We start from the raw sequence: 19,091 nt of genomic DNA, 5'->3' as shown, positions 1-19,091 counted from the left end.
ACCATTCACGTCGCGCGATGCGAAAAGGATTTCAAATTTTATTTCTTTGCCTGTGCCTCAACATCGAGCGCACTACACATGAGCCACATTTTTATTGGCCTGGTGCCGCCCAAATAGTTGACCTGACACCATCCAGCTGTAATTTGTTCAACAGCCGCCTGATCTCCCACGATCAAGTATTTTTTCGTCTCACTTCTAACGTTGGGCTCTTCGAACAGGTAGGATTTGGACTTCACCCGAACAGGAATGTTGCCATTATCAATCATAAACAACGCGAAAGGGGACTCTATTGCCTGTTGAACGTCTTTCTTGGACTGGTAAGGAAATTTGTAAATGACCCTCTTCCCGTCGGATAGCCAACTGTAATCCGCTCCAAACCAATCAGAGGCATGATCATCTCGAAGCAAGGTATTCCCGGACGGGTAAAAGACAGAAACAGAGTAGAACTTGCCAGATGAGTTTGGCTCCACGAGGGAGTCTCGCACGTCCATTGAATGAATTACGAAGATCTCTTCGCGGTGATCGCGCCCGACATTCATTGAAAAGGCGTCAACAATTTCACCAGGCGTTTCATCATATAGCAACCCTCGGCCATTCGCCTTCACTGGCACATTTCCGTTAGATATGTAATACAACGAAATTCCATCAAGACCACTCGGCGCGCCGGTTTTATCGTCCGATATCGCTTCCTGAACGAAGCAAACCGCCCCACCTGTTATATTCAGTGGTGGATAACTTTGCTTACCCCGAATGTCAGCACATGGACTTTTTGCGAATGCTGAACTGCTTAGAAGAACAATCAGCAGGAAAATCAAATTCTTAGTCATCGGTGCATCCAGACGAAAAATCTTGATTGAACATGGCGGAAATTTCTCTCTTGAACTGCTGGCGTTCGGGGAGTCCTTTGAGGCCGGGATTTATCGGATGAGTAATTTTTTTTACGCCCTCATCACCAAGATTCGTCGGATTGTCGGCGATCGCGCCAAGTGCTCTGTCCCTCCAGAACCATAATCCACTTTCGTTCACGATTCTGTGGTTATTTTCAACAAGCTCCGGCTGTCTATCGATAGGATAGCCAATGGCCTGCGCACAGCGCTTATATGTTTCGTAATGAGTTAGATGAAGCAGGCCTCGACCACGAAAGTCTTTTCCAGGTTGCTCTTTCGCACCAAAGCAGTGCTCCCCATAAGCAGCATCATTCGCGATCAGATGCTTCTGAATCCATACAATTTTCGTCGACGGGGTGGGAAAAGTCATATTTTTGCGAGCAAATCCGCTATTGATAGCCGTGGGAGCCATGTTATACAAGCTTTGCCCTGTATAGCTGACATAATTGAGCGACTCTCTAAATTCTTTAAAGCGCTTTGTCTCGTGCTTGGCTTGCGCCAAAAGATGCTTTACTTGGCGGCAGGTGTTAACGCCATATTGTGAAAATAGATCAACTGAAGCGCGGGCCATTGCGACAACAAAATCTGAGCTAGCGTCGGGGGCAATTTTTCTCAAAAAGTCGCTGGTCAATGTGATTATTGCGCCGCACTGCTTGCAAACAAGATTCTTATTGACGAAGTTCGACCCTAATGCAATAGGATGAATGTGAAAAATCTCCGGACCGGGGAAGCCGGGCACTGCAGCCTTCACCTCATCCCACCACGCGAGCGTCTCGATCCGCTTCTGTTCTTCCTCGTGCTGCGGCTTGGCCCCCGTCTGCTTCTCCAGTTCGGTAACCAGCTGCTTCCACTTTGATGGATTTGCCCACTCGCTCTCGTGTCTGACGATCAGACGGGACGCCGCCTGCATCAGCCATGGATAGCCGCCACGCTCAGTTTGCGCCAGCGTGCATAGCTCATCAGCCGCCTGTTTGCCGTCGCCTTTCTTGAAGAGTGCGTCGTACACCGTGACCATCAACGGACTGAGATTCGAGCGCGAAGCAGGTTCGGCAACTTCAGCACCGCCCGCGTAATCAACCCACTTCCGGGTCGTCGCAAATATCGTATGCGCCGGATCATGGTCATCCGACAGGCACTCGAAGTCGATCCACTTCTGCGCGAATTCCCGCGTCACCCGCCCGCTTGCGTGATTGAAGTCGCACACCCATCCATCAATCGGTTGACCTTGTGCATTCACGCCCTCGACATGCCACCAGTTCACCGGGTAACCCGGATTGGGATTCGGATGTGGCTCGGTGACCCGGCGATTCGGGTCCCGCGCCAGTTCGGCGAGCGAGTACACCTGAACAGCGTCCGTCTTTCTCGACTGCGGGTCAGCACCGGGCACGAACCTCTTGTCCTGGGTACGTTGATACAGCACCGTGCCCGGTGCGATCCGCAGGATTGTCGGCTCGGGCGACAGGCCCAGTGCCGCCCAGTCCTCCTTGTGCGGACCGTGCTGGTTGACCCACGCGCGACCCTGCTCGAGGAACGACTGGATGCTGTCGTCGCAGAACACCTCGATGTGCGCCATCCGGGTCCCGGACGTGCATTGGTTCAACGAGTCGTAGCGCCCGAGGTGGCCGATCAGGTCTCCTGCCTTGACCGCAATGCCGCCTCCATCGCCTTGCGCGTCGCTCGCCGTGCATGTCCGGTTCGTCGTGACAATCACCCGGTCGAACATCGAGTCCGGGATAACCTCCTCGACGACCGGGCCGCCATTTTCGTGGCCCAGATAAATCCACTTGCCGACGGCATCGGACGGTTCAACGTAGCCGCCGGATTGCGGCGGGTACAGCGAAGCGCCTTGCAGTCCCGTCACCTGGCCCCAGCCCTTCTCCTTCTTGCCGATGGTGACACTCGCGCCTTGCGGCACAACGCCGATGATTTCGCCCGCCGGGTAGCTTTTGCGAACCCGCAAACCCTGCTGCGAGAGATCGGCGGCCTGCCCATTTCCGCCCGGCGAGGGCTTGTCCTGCGCGTGCTGCGTGACCTTCCATTCGCGTGACCAGTACGACGGCTTGTCACGTTTCGGGAAGTTCGCATAGTCTTCCAAGGACATCAGGTGCATGTAGAGGCTATAGAACGTCAGCTTCGTGCCCTGCGGGAACTCCATCGTGTGCCGCGCCAGCGCGAAGCCCGTGCTATACGGCGCCTGAACCGGCGATTCACTACCGGTCGCAGCTATCTCGCTAAGCGGATAGGTCTTGTTGGCGCGATACGCAATGAGCACCCCATCGGCGATGCAGCGCAGTCCCGCCTCAAGATCCAGCGATTGCCCTGCGCCCGCCTCGGTGACATGGATGCCACCATGCCACATGCCCTTGCGGCTCACGAGATACGCGCCTGATGGCTCTCGTTCGGCCAGCAGCCGATAGATCTCGTTCCCGTCGGTGAATTGTGCAGAGGAACCCGACTGGCCCCGTCCTTTTCGAAGAAACGGAAACGCGAAGGACAGTGGCTTCAGCTTGACCGGGGCCGCTGCAGGCGCTTGCCGCGAAGAAGGTTGGTTTGTCATCGTGGTGATTTATTCGGAGAATCCGAAGCTCGTTGCGTCCTTCACCTCGTTGAGCGGCGTCTTGGACCATGTGGGGAATTTGAAGCTGCCACCGTCCGGGGCATCGACTTTCAGGTCGCCTTTGAGTTCGATCTCTCCCGCCGGACTGCCGAGAATGATCTTGCCGCCCGAGAGCTTGATGTAAGCACCGGACCCGTCGCCGATGGTGACGCCTTTGCGACCCGTGATGATGACTTCGCCATCCGATGAACTGGCTGTCAGGTCCTGCATTGACATAAGTTCCATCGTGTCGGATTGCGCCTGAACCTGGACCTTGCCCTTCGCGGCGAAGATCCGGATTCCAAGCCGCACCGCAAAAAACGAGATCGCCTCGCCGGCAGCGACCGCGATACGCTTCATGACGCCGATGTCGAGCCCGTCACCAGCGGTGATGAACATCTGCTTGCGGGCCGCGAATTGCATCTGTGCGCCGCTCAAGAGGCCGACGCCTTCCGGAGCGGTCGCCAGGATAGCCGGCTTCTGCAGACCCTTGAGCTTTTGCTCGATCAGCGCGCGCTGTTGATCGATGTCAGCCTGCAGCGCCTTCGCAGCGTTCGCCGAGTCGTTGAGCGCGCGCAGGATTTCGTGGGCCTGATCGAGCGTCATATCCGCTTCCTGCATTGCGAGTTGCTGGCCCGTGGCGGCAAGTTGCGCTTCGGCAGTAACGAGCACGCCTTTCGCCCCCCGCACCGCCACACGCTCATCCGTACGCAGCTCCGCCCCCCGCCCGCGCTCCTTCCGCTCGCCATCAACCATATGCCCCAAATTAAGCTCACTGGTCTGAAACGGCGTAGTCAGATGGATATGCTCGCCCCCTTCCTTATCCTCCATCCGCAGTTCGTTTTGCGCAGCGGTGCGAATAAGGTTGCGCGTATTGTTGAGATTGGTGACAAGATCAGGATGCAGACTGTCGTGCATCGCACCGATGATGATCGGACGGTTCGGATCGCCAGCGGTAAATTCGAGCGCCACTTCCGCCGAATCGATCAACGGAAAGTGATGCCCATAATTGTCCCCGCTATACGGTTTCGCGAACCGCACAGGCCGGCTCGTCCCACCCGGACTCCATTCATCCAGATCGAACGGCAGCTTGATCACATACCAACCTTCTTCCGTGAGATACGCGTATCTGTAGTCCCCGGGTGAGGTGATCCGCGCCGGCAGAATTCCGGCAATAGTGGGCCGCCGGATCGTATCCATTGAAGTACGCCAGACCCGATCGGACGGAATCCCCTCGAACGTCACCCGATACGACGCGTTACGCGCGCCATGCGAGCGCACCGACGTAATAAAAATGCCATGCTTCGCGTCGACCCGAAATGGGTCCACCTGCATCACCTCACCCGCTTCCAGCCAGAATGGATTGCCGGTACCGATAAACGTGATCTGCTTCGCCAGATGCGCCTGATGTCGCAGCAGCGCGAGATTGCTACCCTCTTCCGGCGTCTTGTAATGCTCGCCCCAGTGATAATCGACAGCGTCGGTAGTCGTATCGCCCTTCGCCGCGTTCTGTTCGACGAGCAGCGACACATCCGCCTGCCGATGGTTATAGTCGTGCAGCCGGACCGACTCGGCGACACGCTTCGTGCGCCGCCGCAGCGTCCTGATCGAATCGGCACCGACACTCTCCAACCCCGAATCCCGGCGATGCGGTACGACGCGCGGCTTGCGCGCGTACGCATCCAGATCGTCGCCGAAGACGATGACCGCGTAATCCTTCTTCTGCTCCCACCGGAACCAGATACCCTCTTGCGCACAGATGCGTTGAATGAACGCGAATGTCGTTTCGTGGTACTGCGTAATGTACTCGTGGCGCTGGTATTTCCCGCGCAGATTGAAGACGAAATCGACGCCAGCCCGATAACCATAGTGGCGCAACGTGTCGGTGACGATCTCCTCCACCGACTGTTTCTGAAACAGCCGGCTCGTCACACCGCGATCGAGATCGGCGAGCTTCGGCTCGACAAGCACTCGGTAGCGTGTCTCATCGGCGGACGTCTCGCACTCGTCGAACTTCGTGACTATCCCGTGGATCGTATGCACAGGCGGTATCGTGCTGTATTTCCCGGCGTTCTCGCCGTACATCCTGCGCAGATTGGCGATGTTCGGATCGATCGGCGCGATGACAAATCTGGCGGGCCGTCCGATTACCTGGTCCATCGGGATGCCTGCCATCGGGCTTGTGAATTCGATCTCGTACCGGTACAACTGGCTGATCCTGTCGACACCGGTGAACTTCAGGATCGAGAACGGCGCGGGGTGCGGCGCCAGCTTCAATTCATAAGCCTGTAGCGGCATGACCATCAACATCGGCTACCTCACGAACACAGGAACACATCGGCATGGCCGGGGTACCAATCCGTACCCCGGCGGATCCATGCTAGAAACCGCGGATCAACTCAACCCAACTCAGCTTTTGGCCTTCGGCATCTGCGACACCAGCGACAGTCCGATGTCCATGCCCTCGACCTGGAAGTGCGGGATGATGAACAGCTTGATGCGGAAGAACCCCGGGTTGTCCTCGATGTCTTCCACCGTCACCTTCGCATCGCGCAGCGGATGCGACGCCTGCAGGTCATCGCCCGGATCCTTCATTTCGGTGACGAGGCCCTTAATCCAGTTGTTCAGTTCGAGTTCGAGCAGACGCCGGTCCTTGGTCGTGCCGATGTTCTCGCGCTGAATCAGCTTCAGGTAGTGCGCAATGCGCGACAGCAGAAAGATGTAGGGAAGCCGTGCGTTGATGCGGCTGTTGGCGGTCGCTTCCTTCGTCTCGTACAACGCGGGCTTCTGCGTCGAATTGGCCGAGAAGAAGCACGCGAAGTCGTGGTTCTTGTAGAACGACAACGGAATGAAGCCGAGATTGGCGAACTCGAACTCACGCGTTTCCGGAATCAGCACTTCGGTCGGAATCTTCGGCTGAACGCCGGTGCCGAGATCGTAAAGATGAAGCGGCAGGTCCTCGATCTTGCCGCCCGCCTGCGGGCCGCGGATCTGCACGCACCAGCCGTTGTTGACGAAGCTGCGCGTCATGTTCGCGGCAAACGCGAACGACGCATTCACCCACAGGTAGCGGTTGTGGTCCGGGCCCTTCACCGCTTCCTCATAGTTGAACGCGCGCACCGGCACCGTGTCCTTGCCGTACGGCAGACGGCCCAGCACGCGCGGCATCGTCAGACCCACGTAGCGCGCGTCGTCGGTGTCGCGGAAGCTCTTCCACTTGATGTACTCCGCGCGGTCGAAGTAGTTGCCGATATCCTGGATGGCCGCCACTTCTTCCATCGACTGCTTGCCGAAAAACGCCGCGCCGACCGAGCCGATAAACGGCATGTGAGCGGCGGCCGCGACCTTCGAGATGTTGCGCAGCAGGGCGATGTCCATCGGCGAGTTCGCGAATTCGAAGTCGCTGATCATCGCGCTGATCGGCTGGCCGCCCGGCGTGTCGTATTCCTCGATGTACGTGAGACGATACAGGCCGCTCTGGATCAGTTCCGGCGTGTCCTCGAAATCGCGCTGCAGCGCGTCTTTCGACACGTCGAGTACTTCGATGCGCGCATTGCGACGGAAGTCCGTGCGCGACACCAGCATCTTCAGGCCGCGCCAGCGTCCTTCGAGCGCCTGGAATTCGGGCGCGTGCATCACCGCGTCGAGCTGACGGCTGATCTGGCGATCGAGCTGCCCGATATGAAAGTCGAGCAACGATTTGTCGAGGCGGTCGACCGGCTGGCTCGATTTCGCCACGAGGTCGAGAAACGCGCTCATGCCGCGCGCAATGCGTTCGTCGGCCGATGCTTCGGAGAGCATGTCGCTGTCGCGAAACGCTTCGAGCGGACGCGCCTCTACGACCGGCTTCAGGTTGATCTTGTCGCACAGCGATGCATAGACGCTGTCGTGTTCGAGCACGACGGTTTCCGTCGTGCCCTGGCGGGATTCGTTCTGGTTCATGGTTGGTCCTGTCTGCGTGGGTCGCGCAACCTGGTTGCGAAAGGCGGTGAAGGCCGTTTTGGGCCGTCGACGCTCAGGCATGCCCTTCCGGTTGGGTCGCGGCCGTGGCGATCTGTCCCAGTTCGCCGCGCAGCTTTTCGGACAGCCGCTTGTCCTTCAGGATCTTCTCGAACTCGCGACGGAACGTGCCGTTGTCGAGCAGATTCGATTTGAGGTCGCGCAGCAGGTTGCGCATTGCCAGCATCGCTTGCAATTCCGGCATCTGGCGCGCGACCTGTTCCGGTTCGAAATCCTTCATGGAACGGAACGACAGGTTCACGGGCAGCGCGGTGCCGTCGCCGGCCAGCGTGTTTTCAGCCGCGAACCTCAGGTCCGGCGCATAGTCGGCCAGCACGGCGTCGAAGTTGTTCTTGTCGATATTGACCTTCTTGCGTTCGGCCAACGGCGCCTGTTCGCGCCCCGCACTGAAGTCACCCGCGACGAGCAGCTTGAGCGGCAGCTCGACCTTTTTTTGCGCGCCGCCCGTATGCAGATCGAGCGTAATTGAGACGCGACTCTTCGGAATTTCCCGCTGAAAACTGTCCACAGTTGTCCTCATTAGGTGAGGTTCACGATCCCGCAGAACTTGTCCGTTGCAATGGAATCTCGCGCTTAGCGCATGGGCGGTCATTCTCTTTATACGTGAGTACGAATAATGCCGACTGCACCCCATTGTCTGGTCTCCATTCATGCGACCTTATCTGTTACGCGCCGTATTAGATCGCATTATCAGTGTGGCGTCAAAGATTATCTGCGATGTTTTTCGTCACCGAAGATCGACGCAATCTTAATATCATGTCGCGGTATGGACTATATCGAGATGTCTTGTGCTTCTTTACGCAAAAAACCGTCAAATCCAAGCCAGTCAACGCCTCCACGGGATTGATATTTATCAAGTATTTGGGCATTTTGCATGAAAAATTATCCAATATGAATAGATCAAATAATCGTACGGACCGTAATTGTCGATTTTTGTTAAATAACGGATGGCGATTATTTTGTTAATTTTGTTAAGCCGTCTCGATAAACGCGAAATTCGCCGTATACAAGATCGCCAATAGCATGATTAAATCTCGCGACCTAAAACAAATGGCGTAGAGACCAAACATGCGGATCGATAAACCGCTTTGGCAGGAAGGGCTGATTCTCACGCAGCAGCACTTCCAGCAGCAGGACCGATGGACCGCATTCGCGCTGCAGCAATTCGCGACCGCGTCGGTCGCCGAGCCGTGGGGCGTGCTCGGCGTCGCAGTCGATGAAGAAGCGCTCGCGGCCGGACGAATGAAGCTCGAACTGCTGAAGGGGCGTTTCCCCGACGGCACGCCGGTCGATACGACGATGGCCGACGCACTGCCGCCCGCGCGTGATCTGACCCAGCTGAGCGCCGACTGCCAGAGCGTCGTCGTGCTCGCCGCCCTCGCGTTGCCCGATGCCAACGGCAACAACTGCCGCTTAGACGACACCACGCTCGCGCGTCCACGGCGTACCTACCGGGAATTTGCAAAGGTCACGGATCTGAATGGCACGAATGAGACCGAGATCGCCGCGGAGCGCTTTGCGATCCGGTTGCTGTTCGACTTTGAGCCGCATGCCGACGACACCGTATGCGCGATTGCCCGGCTCACCCGTGCGAGCACCGGCCAATTCCAGGTCGATCTCCGGTTCGTGCCGCCGTGCCTGACGCTTGCCGCTCACCCGCTCCATCTCGAGCGGATCAACCGCTTGGCCGACATCCTGCACGCGAAGAGTCTGGCGCTCGGCGCGCGCCGCAGCGAGCGCTTCGATCAGGTCGCAGAATACGGTGTCGCCGATGTCCAGCTGTTCTGGCTGTTGCACTGCATCCATACTGCGTGGCCGCAACTGCGGCTTTATGCGTCGCATCCGGCCCGTCCGCCCGAGCAGATGTACGCCACGCTGGCGCAGCTCGCCAGCGCATTGATGACGTTTTCGACGGGCGCGCAGCTCACCGATATTCCGGCTTACGACCATGCGCGCGCCGACGAGGTCCTTGCGAAGCTCGAGTCGACGATCCGCACGTTGCTGGATGCGATTATTCCGTCGCGAGTCGTGTCGATCGGTCTCGCGCGCAAGGGGCCGGCGACATGGACCGGCCAGTTTCTCGACGGACGCATCGTCGAAGGCGCGGCGGACTGGTATCTGTCGGTCAGCGCGCCGATGCCGGTATTCGAACTCGTCGAACAGTTTCCGCGGCTGTGCAAGATCGGCTCGCCGGACGATGTCGAGCACATCGTTAACTCGGCACTGCTGGGCATTCCGCTCAAAGCGGTGCAACGCGTGCCCGCCGCTATTCCGGTGCGACTGGACAACCAGTACTTCGCACTCGATTCCACCAGTGCCGCACACGCGAGGATGCTCGCCGCGCGGGCCTGTCAGGTCTACCTGCCGGCGTCGGTGCCGGACGCCACGCTCGAACTCTATGCGGTGCTGCGCTCATGACGATCCCGAAGTCCATTCGTTCCGGTCATCGCTCGGCTGCACTGACGGGAACCGCGCCGGCCGCCGATCATTCCATTGGCGAAGGCATCCGCGATCTGCTGCGCGATACCGCGCTGCTCGTCACGTCGCTCGCGGCGGGCGGAACGGTGCAGGACGCGACCGCGTTTCGCGAGCGCTGCCGGCAACTGATCACGAGTTTCTCCGAAGCGCTCGCTCGCAGGGGCTATCCCGACGACGTCCGGCTGGAAGCGACGGTGGCGCAGTGCGGATTGCTCGACGAAACGGCGCTGCGCGAGCTGGAGGAACAAGCCCGTTCTGGATGGGAGTTGAAGCCGCTGCAGGTGGAGCTCTTCAAGTTACACGATGCGGGCGAACGCGTTATTGACTGCATCGAGGCGCGACTGCGCGAAGCACCGCCCAACGTCGATCTGCTCGAATGCTATTCGGTCATTCTCGGCATGGGCTTCATCGGCCGTTACGCGCGCGATGGCGACGCCAAGCGCGTCGAGCTGATCGGCACGCTGAACACCCGGCTGCAAAAACTTCATCCCGCTATCGAACGGCCGTTTATCGCAGACCGCCCGGGGCGTCGCCTGTCCGACTGGCTCTATCGATTGTCGCCGTGGGCGATTGCGGCGCTTGCGTGTGTCGTCGCGGTGGCGGTGTGGGGCGTGTGGAACGTCGCGCTGGACGCGCAACTCGCGGATATCACGTCCGCAAAGGTGGGCCGTCAGTGAAGTCCGATCTGCCCGTCCTGACTCCGGCGCCCACCCGCGCTCCGGCTTCCGGCCGCGCGTCATACCTGGGGCTAGGTTATCCGTTCCGGCTGATGGTCACGCTCGCCGCTATGTTGGCGCTCGCGGTGATCTGGCTCGTCGCGCGACCCGGACCCGGGATGGCCTGGCTGCTCACGGGTGTGATCGCGATCGCGGCGCTGCTGCTGATCTACCTGCGCACGTGGATGCTCTGGCGTGCGCGCGGCCGCAGCGCCGACGTGCTGGCAGCGCTCGGCGCGGCCACCGCGGACATCCCGGTCAGGCTGCGCACCCGCATGCCACTCGTGCTGGTCACCGGCGACGACCTCGCCGCGCTCTTCCACCGGCCCGACGGCGAGCGCTTTGCGCATGTCGGCGACGGCGCGATCTGGGTGCGGGCCGACCGGCCGCAGGACCTGCCGCGCCTTGCGGTCGCGCTCAGGCAGTGGCGCGATGGCCGCGCGCCGGATGGGGTCGTTCTATCGGTGGTGCCGGGCCGCTACCCGGACGCCGATGCGCTGGCGCAGTCTCTGCGGATCGCACGTCAGGCGGTGGCGGACGCCGCGCGCAGGCTCGGCTCGCGGCCGTTGCCGGGATATGTCGCGATCTACCAGCGACTGACGAGCGCGCCGGCCGACCTGGCCACGCCGCAGTGGTACGGCGTTTCGTCGGCGCAGCGCATCACCGATGCGCAGCGTTTCGAGTCGATGATCCGCGCGGCCGAAAGCGACGCCCAAGCGGCGCCGAACGCTCCCGTGGCGCTCGCGCGCGTGGCGGCCCTGGCATCGATCGTCGGTTGGACCCAGCGAACCGTGATTCACGCGCTCACGGACCGGCAGCAGCCGGCCACGCCGTGGGCACTCTTCGGCGCCGGCTGGATCGACTGCGGACCGGTGGCCGGGGCCCGCAATCCTTGGACACGCGAAGTCGAAATGCAGACCCGCGTGCAGCGTGCGCAAGCGGCGGCCACGCCGGCGCCCTGGCCACTGCCCGAGCCGCTGATCGAAGCGCTGCCGCAACGGCACTGGATGTCGCCGCGCCGGACCGCCCTCGCCCATGCGCTTGCGTTGCTCGCGTGTGCCGCCGCGTTTGCGTTCTTCTTTTCCGCGAACAACAACAACGCGCTGCTCGCGCGCATCGGTGCGAATCTCGGCCGCTATTCGACGATCCCGGCCGCTCACGACGCGGCACGGCGCGACGCGCTGCAGGCATTGGTGGCCGACCGCGACGAACTCGACCGCTATGCGCGGCTCGGCGTGCCGCTGCATCTGTCGTTCGGGATGTACCGGGGCATCAGTGCAATGCCGCTGCTGAACGACGCAATCGCTTCGTATCTGCCGCCACCCGCGCCGCCGGCCGTCGTCACGCTCGACAGCATGTCGCTGTTCGACAGCGGCAAGGCCAAACTCAAGGACGGCTCGACGCGCGCGATGGTGCACGCGCTCGAAATGATCAAGGCCCGTCCGGACAAACGGATTCTGGTCGCGGGCTATACCGACAACGTCGGTAGTCCGCGGAGCAACCGCGCGCTTTCGACTGCGCGCGCCGAGGCGGTGCGCGACTGGCTGATCGACGCGTCGGGTATCCCTGCCACGCAGTTCGCGATCCAGGGCTACGGCGATACGCGGCCCATCGCGGACAACGACACCGAAGCCGGCCGCGCGAAGAATCGCCGCGTGGAGATCACGCTGGTGCCGGACGCGCCGCAAGCTTGACGCGATTTGGTTTTCGCCCCGGAGCAGCCGCTTCGGGAATTTCAGGGCTCGGGGCTGGCTCCGGGCGATGGTCGCAGTAACAGGAAGGGAGTGAAAAATGGCAATTCCGGCATACATGTGGCTCAAGGACGACGGCGGCGCGGACATCAAGGGCTCGGTGACGGTGCAGGGCCGCGAAGGCAGTGTCGAGATCACCGCGTTCGATCATGGCGTGCATATCCCGACCGACGGCAACACCGGCAAGCTGACCGGCACGCGGGTGCACAAGTCGATCACACTGACCAAGGAAACCGACGCGTCGACGCCGTACCTGTACAAGGCGGTCACGAGCGGTCAGACGCTGAAGTCGGCGGAAGTGAAGTGGTACAAGATCGACGACGCCGGCAAGGAAAAGGAATACTTCAACACGAAGCTCGATAACGTGAAGATCGTCGCCGTGCGTCCGAAGATGCTCGACATCAAGGACCCGGACTACGAAAAGCACAACCACCTCGAAGAAATTGAGCTGCGCTACGAAACGATCACCTGGTCGTACAAGGACGGCAACATCATCCACAAGGACACCTGGAACGAGCGTTCCTGATAGCGCCGTGGCGTGAAGGCCGGTGCGCCATCCGCGCTGATGGTCCCCGGAACAACCGGCCTTCCTTTGCCGGTCCGCGTGAGCAGCTTTTGCGGACTGGCGTTTTTATTGCCGGGAGCCCCCGCGCGCAGCAGGTGCGCCCCCTCTTCAGATCAGCGAACCGCCCGACCATGACCGTGCTCAACGACCGGAACTCCTGCTTTCGCGACGCCAGCCAGCTGCTGCAGCGGCTCAATCCCTATTGCGCGAAAGCGCTCGAAGCCGCGGCCAATCTGTGCCAGACGCGACTCGCCGATGAGATCACAGTCGAGCACTGGCTGCTCAAGCTGATCGAAAGCGGGGATGGCGATATCCCGGCGATCATGAACCATTACGATCTGGACATCGATGCCGTATGGGATGCGCTGCTCAAGGCGATCGATCACACGCCCCGAACGCTGCGCGGCCGCCCGAGCCTGTCGCCGCAACTGGCGGTCGTGCTGCAGGACGCGTGGTTTCTTGCGTCGACCCGTTGCCGCACCGACAGTCCTCTGGTTCGTTCCGGCAACATTCTGCAAGCAATCGTCGAGGCGCCCCATGTGCTGCGCGCGACCAACGCGTGGCAATTGCTGTCGGTGAGCGGGGTACAGATCGAACGTCTGCTGCCGCGCCTTGGGCCGCGCACGAGCGAGAACGAACTGGAAGAGCCGCAAATGCCGCACGAGCAGAGCGCTGCGTCGCCGGGCGCTGTCGCCGTCGAGCAGCCGGCGCAAGCGCAGGCAGCGCAGGCAGCGCAAGCAGCAGAGGCACTGCACGCACCAAAGCGCAATGCCGACGGTAGCGCGCTGGCCCGCTTCACGATCGACATCACCGCCAAGGCGCGCGACGGCGGGATCGACCCGGTGTTCGGCCGCGATCGCGAGATCCAGCAGATGGTCGACGTGCTCGCGCGGCGGCGCAAGAACAACCCCATCCTCGTCGGCGAACCTGGCGTCGGCAAGACCGCGCTCGTCGAAGGGCTCGCGCTGCGCGTGTCCGAGGGCAGCGTGCCGAATGTGGTCCGCGACGTGCGCATCCTCACGCTCGATCTCGGTCTGCTGCAGGCGGGCGCCGGCGTGAAGGGCGAATTCGAGCAACGCCTCAAGAACGTGATCGACGAAGTGCAGGCCTCGCCCGAGCCGGTCCTGCTGTTCATCGACGAAGCGCATACGCTGATCGGCGCCGGCAATGCGGCCGGCGGCGCCGACGCTGCGAATCTGCTGAAGCCGGCGCTCGCGCGCGGCGAGTTGCGCACGATCGCCGCGACCACCTGGTCCGAATATAAGGAGTACTTCGAGCGCGATGCCGCACTCGAGCGCCGTTTCCAGATGATCAAGGTCGACGAACCCGACGACGATAGCGCGTGCCTGATGCTGCGCGGCCTGAAGGAGCGCTATGCGAAGTATCACGACGTGCACATCCGCGACGAGGCGCTGGTCGCCGCGGTCAAGCTGTCGCGCCGCTACATTCCGGCGCGCCAGTTGCCCGACAAGGCGGTCGATCTGATCGACACGGCTGCCGCGCGCGTGCGTATCGGACTCGAATCGCCGCCGGCGGAACTGCAACGGGCATGCGCGGCGGTGTCGGCACTGGAACTCGAACACACGACGCTCGCGGACGACGACCGGGCAGGCGCCGCCAACGTCGCGGCGCGTCGCGTCGCACTCGATGCCGCTCTTGCCGAGGCCGGAGCCGAGCGGCTGAAACTACAGGAGCGCTATCAGCGCGAACTTGAACTGGTGCAGACGCTGCATCGGCAACGCGAGAGCGATCCGGCGACGCGCGATGCTTTGTCGTTGGCCGATGCACGTCGCGCACTCGCGAGCGCGCAAGGTAAAGCGCCGTTGATTTTCGCCGACGTCGACGCGCAGGCGATCGCGCGCGTGGTCGCGGAATGGACCGGTGTGCCGGTGGGCAGCCTCGTGGAAGATGAGTTGCACGGTCTGCTGACCCTCGAAAACCAGCTCGCCGAACGCGTGGTCGCGCAGGATGACGCGCTCGCCGCGCTCGCGCAAAGCCTGCGCACCGCGAAGGCGGGCCTGAAGAACGAACATGCACCGCTTGGCGTGTTCCTGCTGGCCGGTCCTTCCGGCGTCGGCAAGACCGAAACCGCGCTCGCGCTCGCCGAGCTGCTGTTCGGCGGTCAGGCCGCGCTCACGACGATCAATATGTCGGAGTACCAGGAGTCGCACACGGTATCGCAACTGAAGGGCTCGCCGCCGGGCTACGTCGGTTACGGCCGCGGCGGCATCCTGACCGAAGCGGTACGGCAGCGTCCGTACAGCGTCGTGCTGCTCGACGAAGTGGAAAAGGCCCACCGCGACGTGCTCGAAATCTTCTACCAGGTCTTCGACCGCGGCACGATGCGCGACGGCGAAGGACGCGAGATCGACTTCCGCAACTGCGTGATCCTGATGACATCCAATCTCGGCAGCGCCCGGATCGACGAAGCAACCCGTGAGACGCCGGACCTCGCTCAGGCGGCGCTTCTCGATGCGATCCATCCGCAGCTCGTCGCGCATTTCCAGCCTGCGCTGCTCGCCCGCTTCCAGACGCTGGTGTACCGGCCGCTCGATGCGGCGGCGCTGGCGTCGATCGTGCGACTGAAGCTCGCGAAAGTTGCGGCGCGTCTGCGCCAGCAGCATGACGTCGAGCTGGTCTGTGACGATGCGCTGATCGGCGCGCTGGCGCAACGGTGCGTTGCGCGCGAGTCCGGCGCGCGCAACGTCGATGCGTTCCTGAACCAGCGCATTCTCCCGGCGGTCTCGCGCGAATTGTTGGCGCGCATGGCGAGCGGCAACGCGCCAGTGAAGATCGTGCTGTCGGGTTCGGCCGAAGGGCAACTGAAGATCGATTTTTTCGACACCGACACGGTGGCAGGCGCGCATGCCACGTCCGCTGCGTCGTTCGCCTGAGGAAACGAGCCGATGCCCGCCGGACCGTCCCTCTACGACATGCTGCTTGGTCACATCGACGGCGAAGCGCTCGGAGACCATGACGACAACACGCTGGAAATCCTGAGCGTCCAAGCTAACATCAGGCGCATTCTCAACACGCGCGCCGGTGCGCTCAAGCATGTGCCCGACTACGGTCTGCCCGATCTCACCCAGATCTACCGGAACCTGCCGGCGTCGCTCAACGATCTGCGCAATCAGATGGAACGCACGCTGCTGAAGTTCGAGCCGCGCCTTCGCTCGGTCGGGATCGAGATCGATGACAGGCCGGACCCCGGGCTGCTCGTGAGTTTCACGATGGTCTGCACGCTGAAGAAGGCGGGACTGGTCCGCTTTGGAACCTATTTCGAGCCGGCCGGGCGGATGCGGGTCGAGCGGCTGATCAATCCGGGGCGCGCCCGGTAACGGACCGCCCCGCGAAAATTCTCCGCCCTCACCTCACCGCGTCAAACCGCGTCAAACCGCAACCGCTTCGCCCAACACGGTCTGCACTTCATCGAGCAACCCCGGCAGCGCGTTGTAGCTCGCCTGGGTCAACCGGAGTACACCGCCGAGCGTGCAGACCCCGATCACCTGATCGTCGGCGAAACCCGAGCTGACGATCGGCCCCCACAGCGCGTTCAGCGTAAAGCCGTCATAGCTCGACGCGATCGGCTCGCGGCCGAGGTTCGACAGCAGCACGTCGAACGCAAGCACGTGCGACAGAAAACCGGCAGCGTGTTCGATCGACGGATTCGTCGTGATGAAGCCATCGAGCGCTTTGATTTCCTGCGCGACCGATGCCAGCGTTTGCGCCGGTGCGAGTTGCGCCTTCACGTCGCGCGCCGCGTCCCAGAACGGCGCGCCACGCGGGCGCTCGTCGACGGTAATAGTCTGGGTGATGTACACGCCGTTAGCTCGGCCCATCCCGCCGACCGTTGCGCGTACGTCGATCGGCGATACGGTGCGAACTGGCCGCTCACGCCACGTTCGCGAGATACGCCGCCCCGCTTCATGCACCGCCGCCGCGACCGCGCCGTGCACGGTGGTGCGCTCGATCCGCGCGCGTTCCGCGATGGCTTGCGTCAGTTGCGCGCTGAGCGCCAGCGCGGCAACTTCGGCCCGCGCGCCGACGGCGGGCCGGAACGCCTTGGCCTCAGGAGCCGGCGCGGGTGGGCCGGAGACGGCGGCCGAGTCCATCTGCGTTCTCAACAGACTTTCGAGCGGCGGGGCGACGGGCAGCGGCGCCAGCGAGCCGCCGGCAAGCGCGCGCAGCAGATCTTCGAGCAGATACGCGCCGCCCATGCCGTCGAGCACCGCGTGATGCGCGGCGAGCACGATGGTCGACCCGCTCGCGTGCTGCAACAAGGTCACGCGCAGCAGCGGCGCGTTCGACCAGTCGAACGGCCCGCTCAATTCGACCGCGGCTTCCACTTGCCACGCTTGCTGCACATTCTCGACCACGCGCAGCGGAATGCGCGCGGCGGGATCGCGCTGGAACGCCGGCGCGGCCACCCCATCGGCAACGATCCGCGCGCACAGCAATGGATGCCGCTGCTGAAGCGCGAGCAATGCCGCATTCCACGCGCTGCGTGTCAACACGCGGTCGATTTCCGCGACCAGCGTGAAGTGAATCGACCGGTTGCGGTCGATCAGCCAGAACAGATGTTCGGTACTTCCAAGCGGCCGAATTAAATCCGGCGTCTGTCTCGGGGCGATATTGGGGTTGATTTGCGGGTTTTGCATCTGGTTTTCCGTTTTAAAAAAGAAGCAGAAGAGATCGACGCGCGCGGCGTCGTACGCTAAAGCCGGCGGCACGCGTCGTGCCCTCAAGCCAGCTTGCGCATCGGCCTGAAGCCCGCGCGTACTTCCTGCGCAAACAACAACGGTTCTTCCCACGCGGCGAAATGGCCGCCCTTATCGACCGAATTGAAGTACACGAGGTTGTGGTAACTGCGTTCCGCCCAACTGCGCGGCGCCTGATAAATCTCCCCCGGAAAAACGGTAATGGCGGTCGGCAGCGCGATATCCACCGCATTGAAGTTATTCGAATGATCTTCCCAGTAAATCTGCGCGGACGACGTCGCGCTATTGGTCAGCCAATAAAGGGAGATATCGTCGAGAATTTCGTCGCGGCTCAGCGAGCGTTCGCGAATGCCGCCGCTATAGGTCCATTGCGAAATCTTGTCGTACATCCACGCCGCCTGGCCGACCGGCGAATCGGCCAGCGCATAGCCGACCGTCTGCGGGCGCGTGACCATCATCGCCGAATACCCGCAGTTGTCGCGGTAGAACACATTGAGCTTTTCGTACGCGCGCTTTTCGTCCGCCGACAGACCGCCGGGTGCAGGCTCGCCGAGCGCGAGCGACTTCGCGATGTCGGGCGGCACCGTCGCCGGCATGTTCACGTGAATCCCGATCAGCCCTTTCACGTGCTGCATCGCCATCCGGTGCGACACGACCGAACCGCAATCGCCGCCCTGCGATACGAAGCGCGCATAGCCGAGGCGCGCCATCAGTTCGCCCCACGCACGCGCGATATGATCCGAGCCCCATCCCGGCGTGGTCGGCTTGCCCGAGAAGCCGAAGCCCGGCAGCGACGGCACGACCACGTGGAACGCGTCGTCGGCGCTGCCGCCGAACGCGGTGGGATCGGTCAGCGGACGGATCGCCTTGGTCAACTCGAAGATCGAGCCGGGCCAGCCGTGCGTCATGATCATCGGCAGCGCGTTGTCGTGGCGCGAGCGCACGTGAATGAAGTGGATATCGAGCCCATCGATTTCGGTGACGTACATCGGAAATTCATTCAATTTCGCTTCGCCCTTGCGCCAGTCGTAATCGCTGCCCCAGTACTGGATCAATTGCTGCATTCGCGCGAGCGGCACGCCCTGCGATTCGTCGCCGACGGTTTCCTTCGCGGGCCAACGGGTATTGGCGAGCCGCTGCCGTAAATCGATCAATAAAGCGTCCGGGATATTCGCCTTGAATGGGCGGATTTCCGCGCTTTGTGTAGCCGCATAGATGGCTTGCGGAAACAATGCAAATGCGCCGGCCGCGGCGGAAGCGGCAAGCAGATTGCGCCGCATTGGAGAAAAATCGTTTGCAGACATATTGGCATCCTGTTGATGAGCAAGGGGCGAATCGGCCCGGGCGACACGCCAGCGCG

13 protein-coding genes are annotated in these 19,091 nt (G+C 61.8%); 6 read left to right on the top strand and 7 right to left on the bottom strand.

From position 1 onward, the window contains the following. Positions 1-38 precede the first annotated feature (38 nt). The 5 genes from LJ656_RS07625 to tssB all read right to left on the bottom strand — a co-directional run bounded on the left by LJ656_RS07625 (position 39) and on the right by tssB (position 8,011). Positions 39-827 carry a hypothetical protein gene (locus LJ656_RS07625; RefSeq protein ID WP_230508657.1) on the bottom strand — a complete coding sequence of 263 codons (789 nt, stop codon included), beginning with the start codon at positions 825-827 and terminating at the stop codon, positions 39-41. Continuing rightward, positions 820-3,444: a glycoside hydrolase family 19 protein gene (locus LJ656_RS07620; protein ID WP_230508656.1), complete on the bottom strand. Its 2,625-nt coding sequence runs from the start codon at positions 3,442-3,444 to the stop codon at positions 820-822. Before LJ656_RS07620 ends, LJ656_RS07625 begins: the two co-directional genes overlap by 8 nt. Before the next feature lie 9 nt (positions 3,445-3,453). Next, complete coding sequence (locus tag LJ656_RS07615) at positions 3,454-5,793, bottom strand: type VI secretion system Vgr family protein (RefSeq protein WP_230508655.1); 2,340 nt, start codon at positions 5,791-5,793, stop codon at positions 3,454-3,456. A 99-nt stretch (positions 5,794-5,892) separates the two neighbouring features. After that, positions 5,893-7,425 (bottom strand): type VI secretion system contractile sheath large subunit, encoded by a 1,533-nt coding sequence (gene tssC / locus LJ656_RS07610; protein WP_230508654.1) that lies wholly within the window; start codon positions 7,423-7,425, stop codon positions 5,893-5,895. 73 nt (positions 7,426-7,498) lie between these two features. Further along, positions 7,499-8,011: a type VI secretion system contractile sheath small subunit gene (tssB, locus tag LJ656_RS07605; protein WP_230508867.1), complete on the bottom strand. Its 513-nt coding sequence runs from the start codon at positions 8,009-8,011 to the stop codon at positions 7,499-7,501. 560 nt (positions 8,012-8,571) lie between these two features. On the opposite strand from tssB, the gene tssK reads away from it, so the two are divergent. From tssK to tssE, 6 genes are all read left to right on the top strand, one after another. Beyond that, on the top strand, positions 8,572-9,921 hold the full coding sequence (gene tssK, locus LJ656_RS07600) for a type VI secretion system baseplate subunit TssK (RefSeq protein ID WP_230508653.1): 1,350 nt from the start codon (positions 8,572-8,574) through the stop codon (positions 9,919-9,921). Continuing rightward, positions 9,918-10,658, top strand: a complete 741-nt coding sequence (locus LJ656_RS07595) for a DotU family type IV/VI secretion system protein (RefSeq protein ID WP_230508652.1) — start codon at positions 9,918-9,920, stop codon at positions 10,656-10,658. The genes tssK and LJ656_RS07595 overlap by 4 nt, the downstream gene beginning before the upstream one ends. Continuing rightward, on the top strand, positions 10,655-12,391 hold the full coding sequence (locus tag LJ656_RS07590) for an OmpA family protein (protein WP_230508651.1): 1,737 nt from the start codon (positions 10,655-10,657) through the stop codon (positions 12,389-12,391). Before LJ656_RS07595 ends, LJ656_RS07590 begins: the two co-directional genes overlap by 4 nt. Positions 12,392-12,488: 97 nt before the next feature. Further along, positions 12,489-12,974, top strand: coding sequence for an Hcp family type VI secretion system effector (locus LJ656_RS07585; RefSeq protein ID WP_230508650.1), 486 nt, complete (start codon positions 12,489-12,491; stop codon positions 12,972-12,974). Between the two features lie 170 nt (positions 12,975-13,144). Next, positions 13,145-15,907 (top strand): type VI secretion system ATPase TssH, encoded by a 2,763-nt coding sequence (gene tssH / locus LJ656_RS07580; protein ID WP_230508649.1) that lies wholly within the window; start codon positions 13,145-13,147, stop codon positions 15,905-15,907. A gap of 12 nt (positions 15,908-15,919) precedes the next feature. After that, positions 15,920-16,351, top strand: coding sequence for a type VI secretion system baseplate subunit TssE (tssE, locus tag LJ656_RS07575; protein WP_230508648.1), 432 nt, complete (start codon positions 15,920-15,922; stop codon positions 16,349-16,351). A gap of 51 nt (positions 16,352-16,402) precedes the next feature. Here the strand turns inward: tssE and LJ656_RS07570 are convergent, their stop codons facing one another. Beyond that, complete coding sequence (locus tag LJ656_RS07570) at positions 16,403-17,671, bottom strand: phthiocerol/phthiodiolone dimycocerosyl transferase family protein (RefSeq protein WP_230508647.1); 1,269 nt, start codon at positions 17,669-17,671, stop codon at positions 16,403-16,405. Positions 17,672-17,754: 83 nt separating this feature from the next. Then, complete coding sequence (locus LJ656_RS07565; RefSeq protein WP_230508646.1) at positions 17,755-19,035, bottom strand: epoxide hydrolase family protein; 1,281 nt, start codon at positions 19,033-19,035, stop codon at positions 17,755-17,757. Positions 19,036-19,091: the final 56 nt, after the last annotated feature.

Origin of the sequence: Paraburkholderia sejongensis (assembly GCF_020880815.1) — a bacterium.
Classification (GTDB): Bacteria; Pseudomonadota; Gammaproteobacteria; order Burkholderiales; family Burkholderiaceae; genus Paraburkholderia; species Paraburkholderia sejongensis.
Note: the sequence above shows the minus strand (reverse complement) of the source record. Positions and strands in the feature narration are given on the sequence as shown.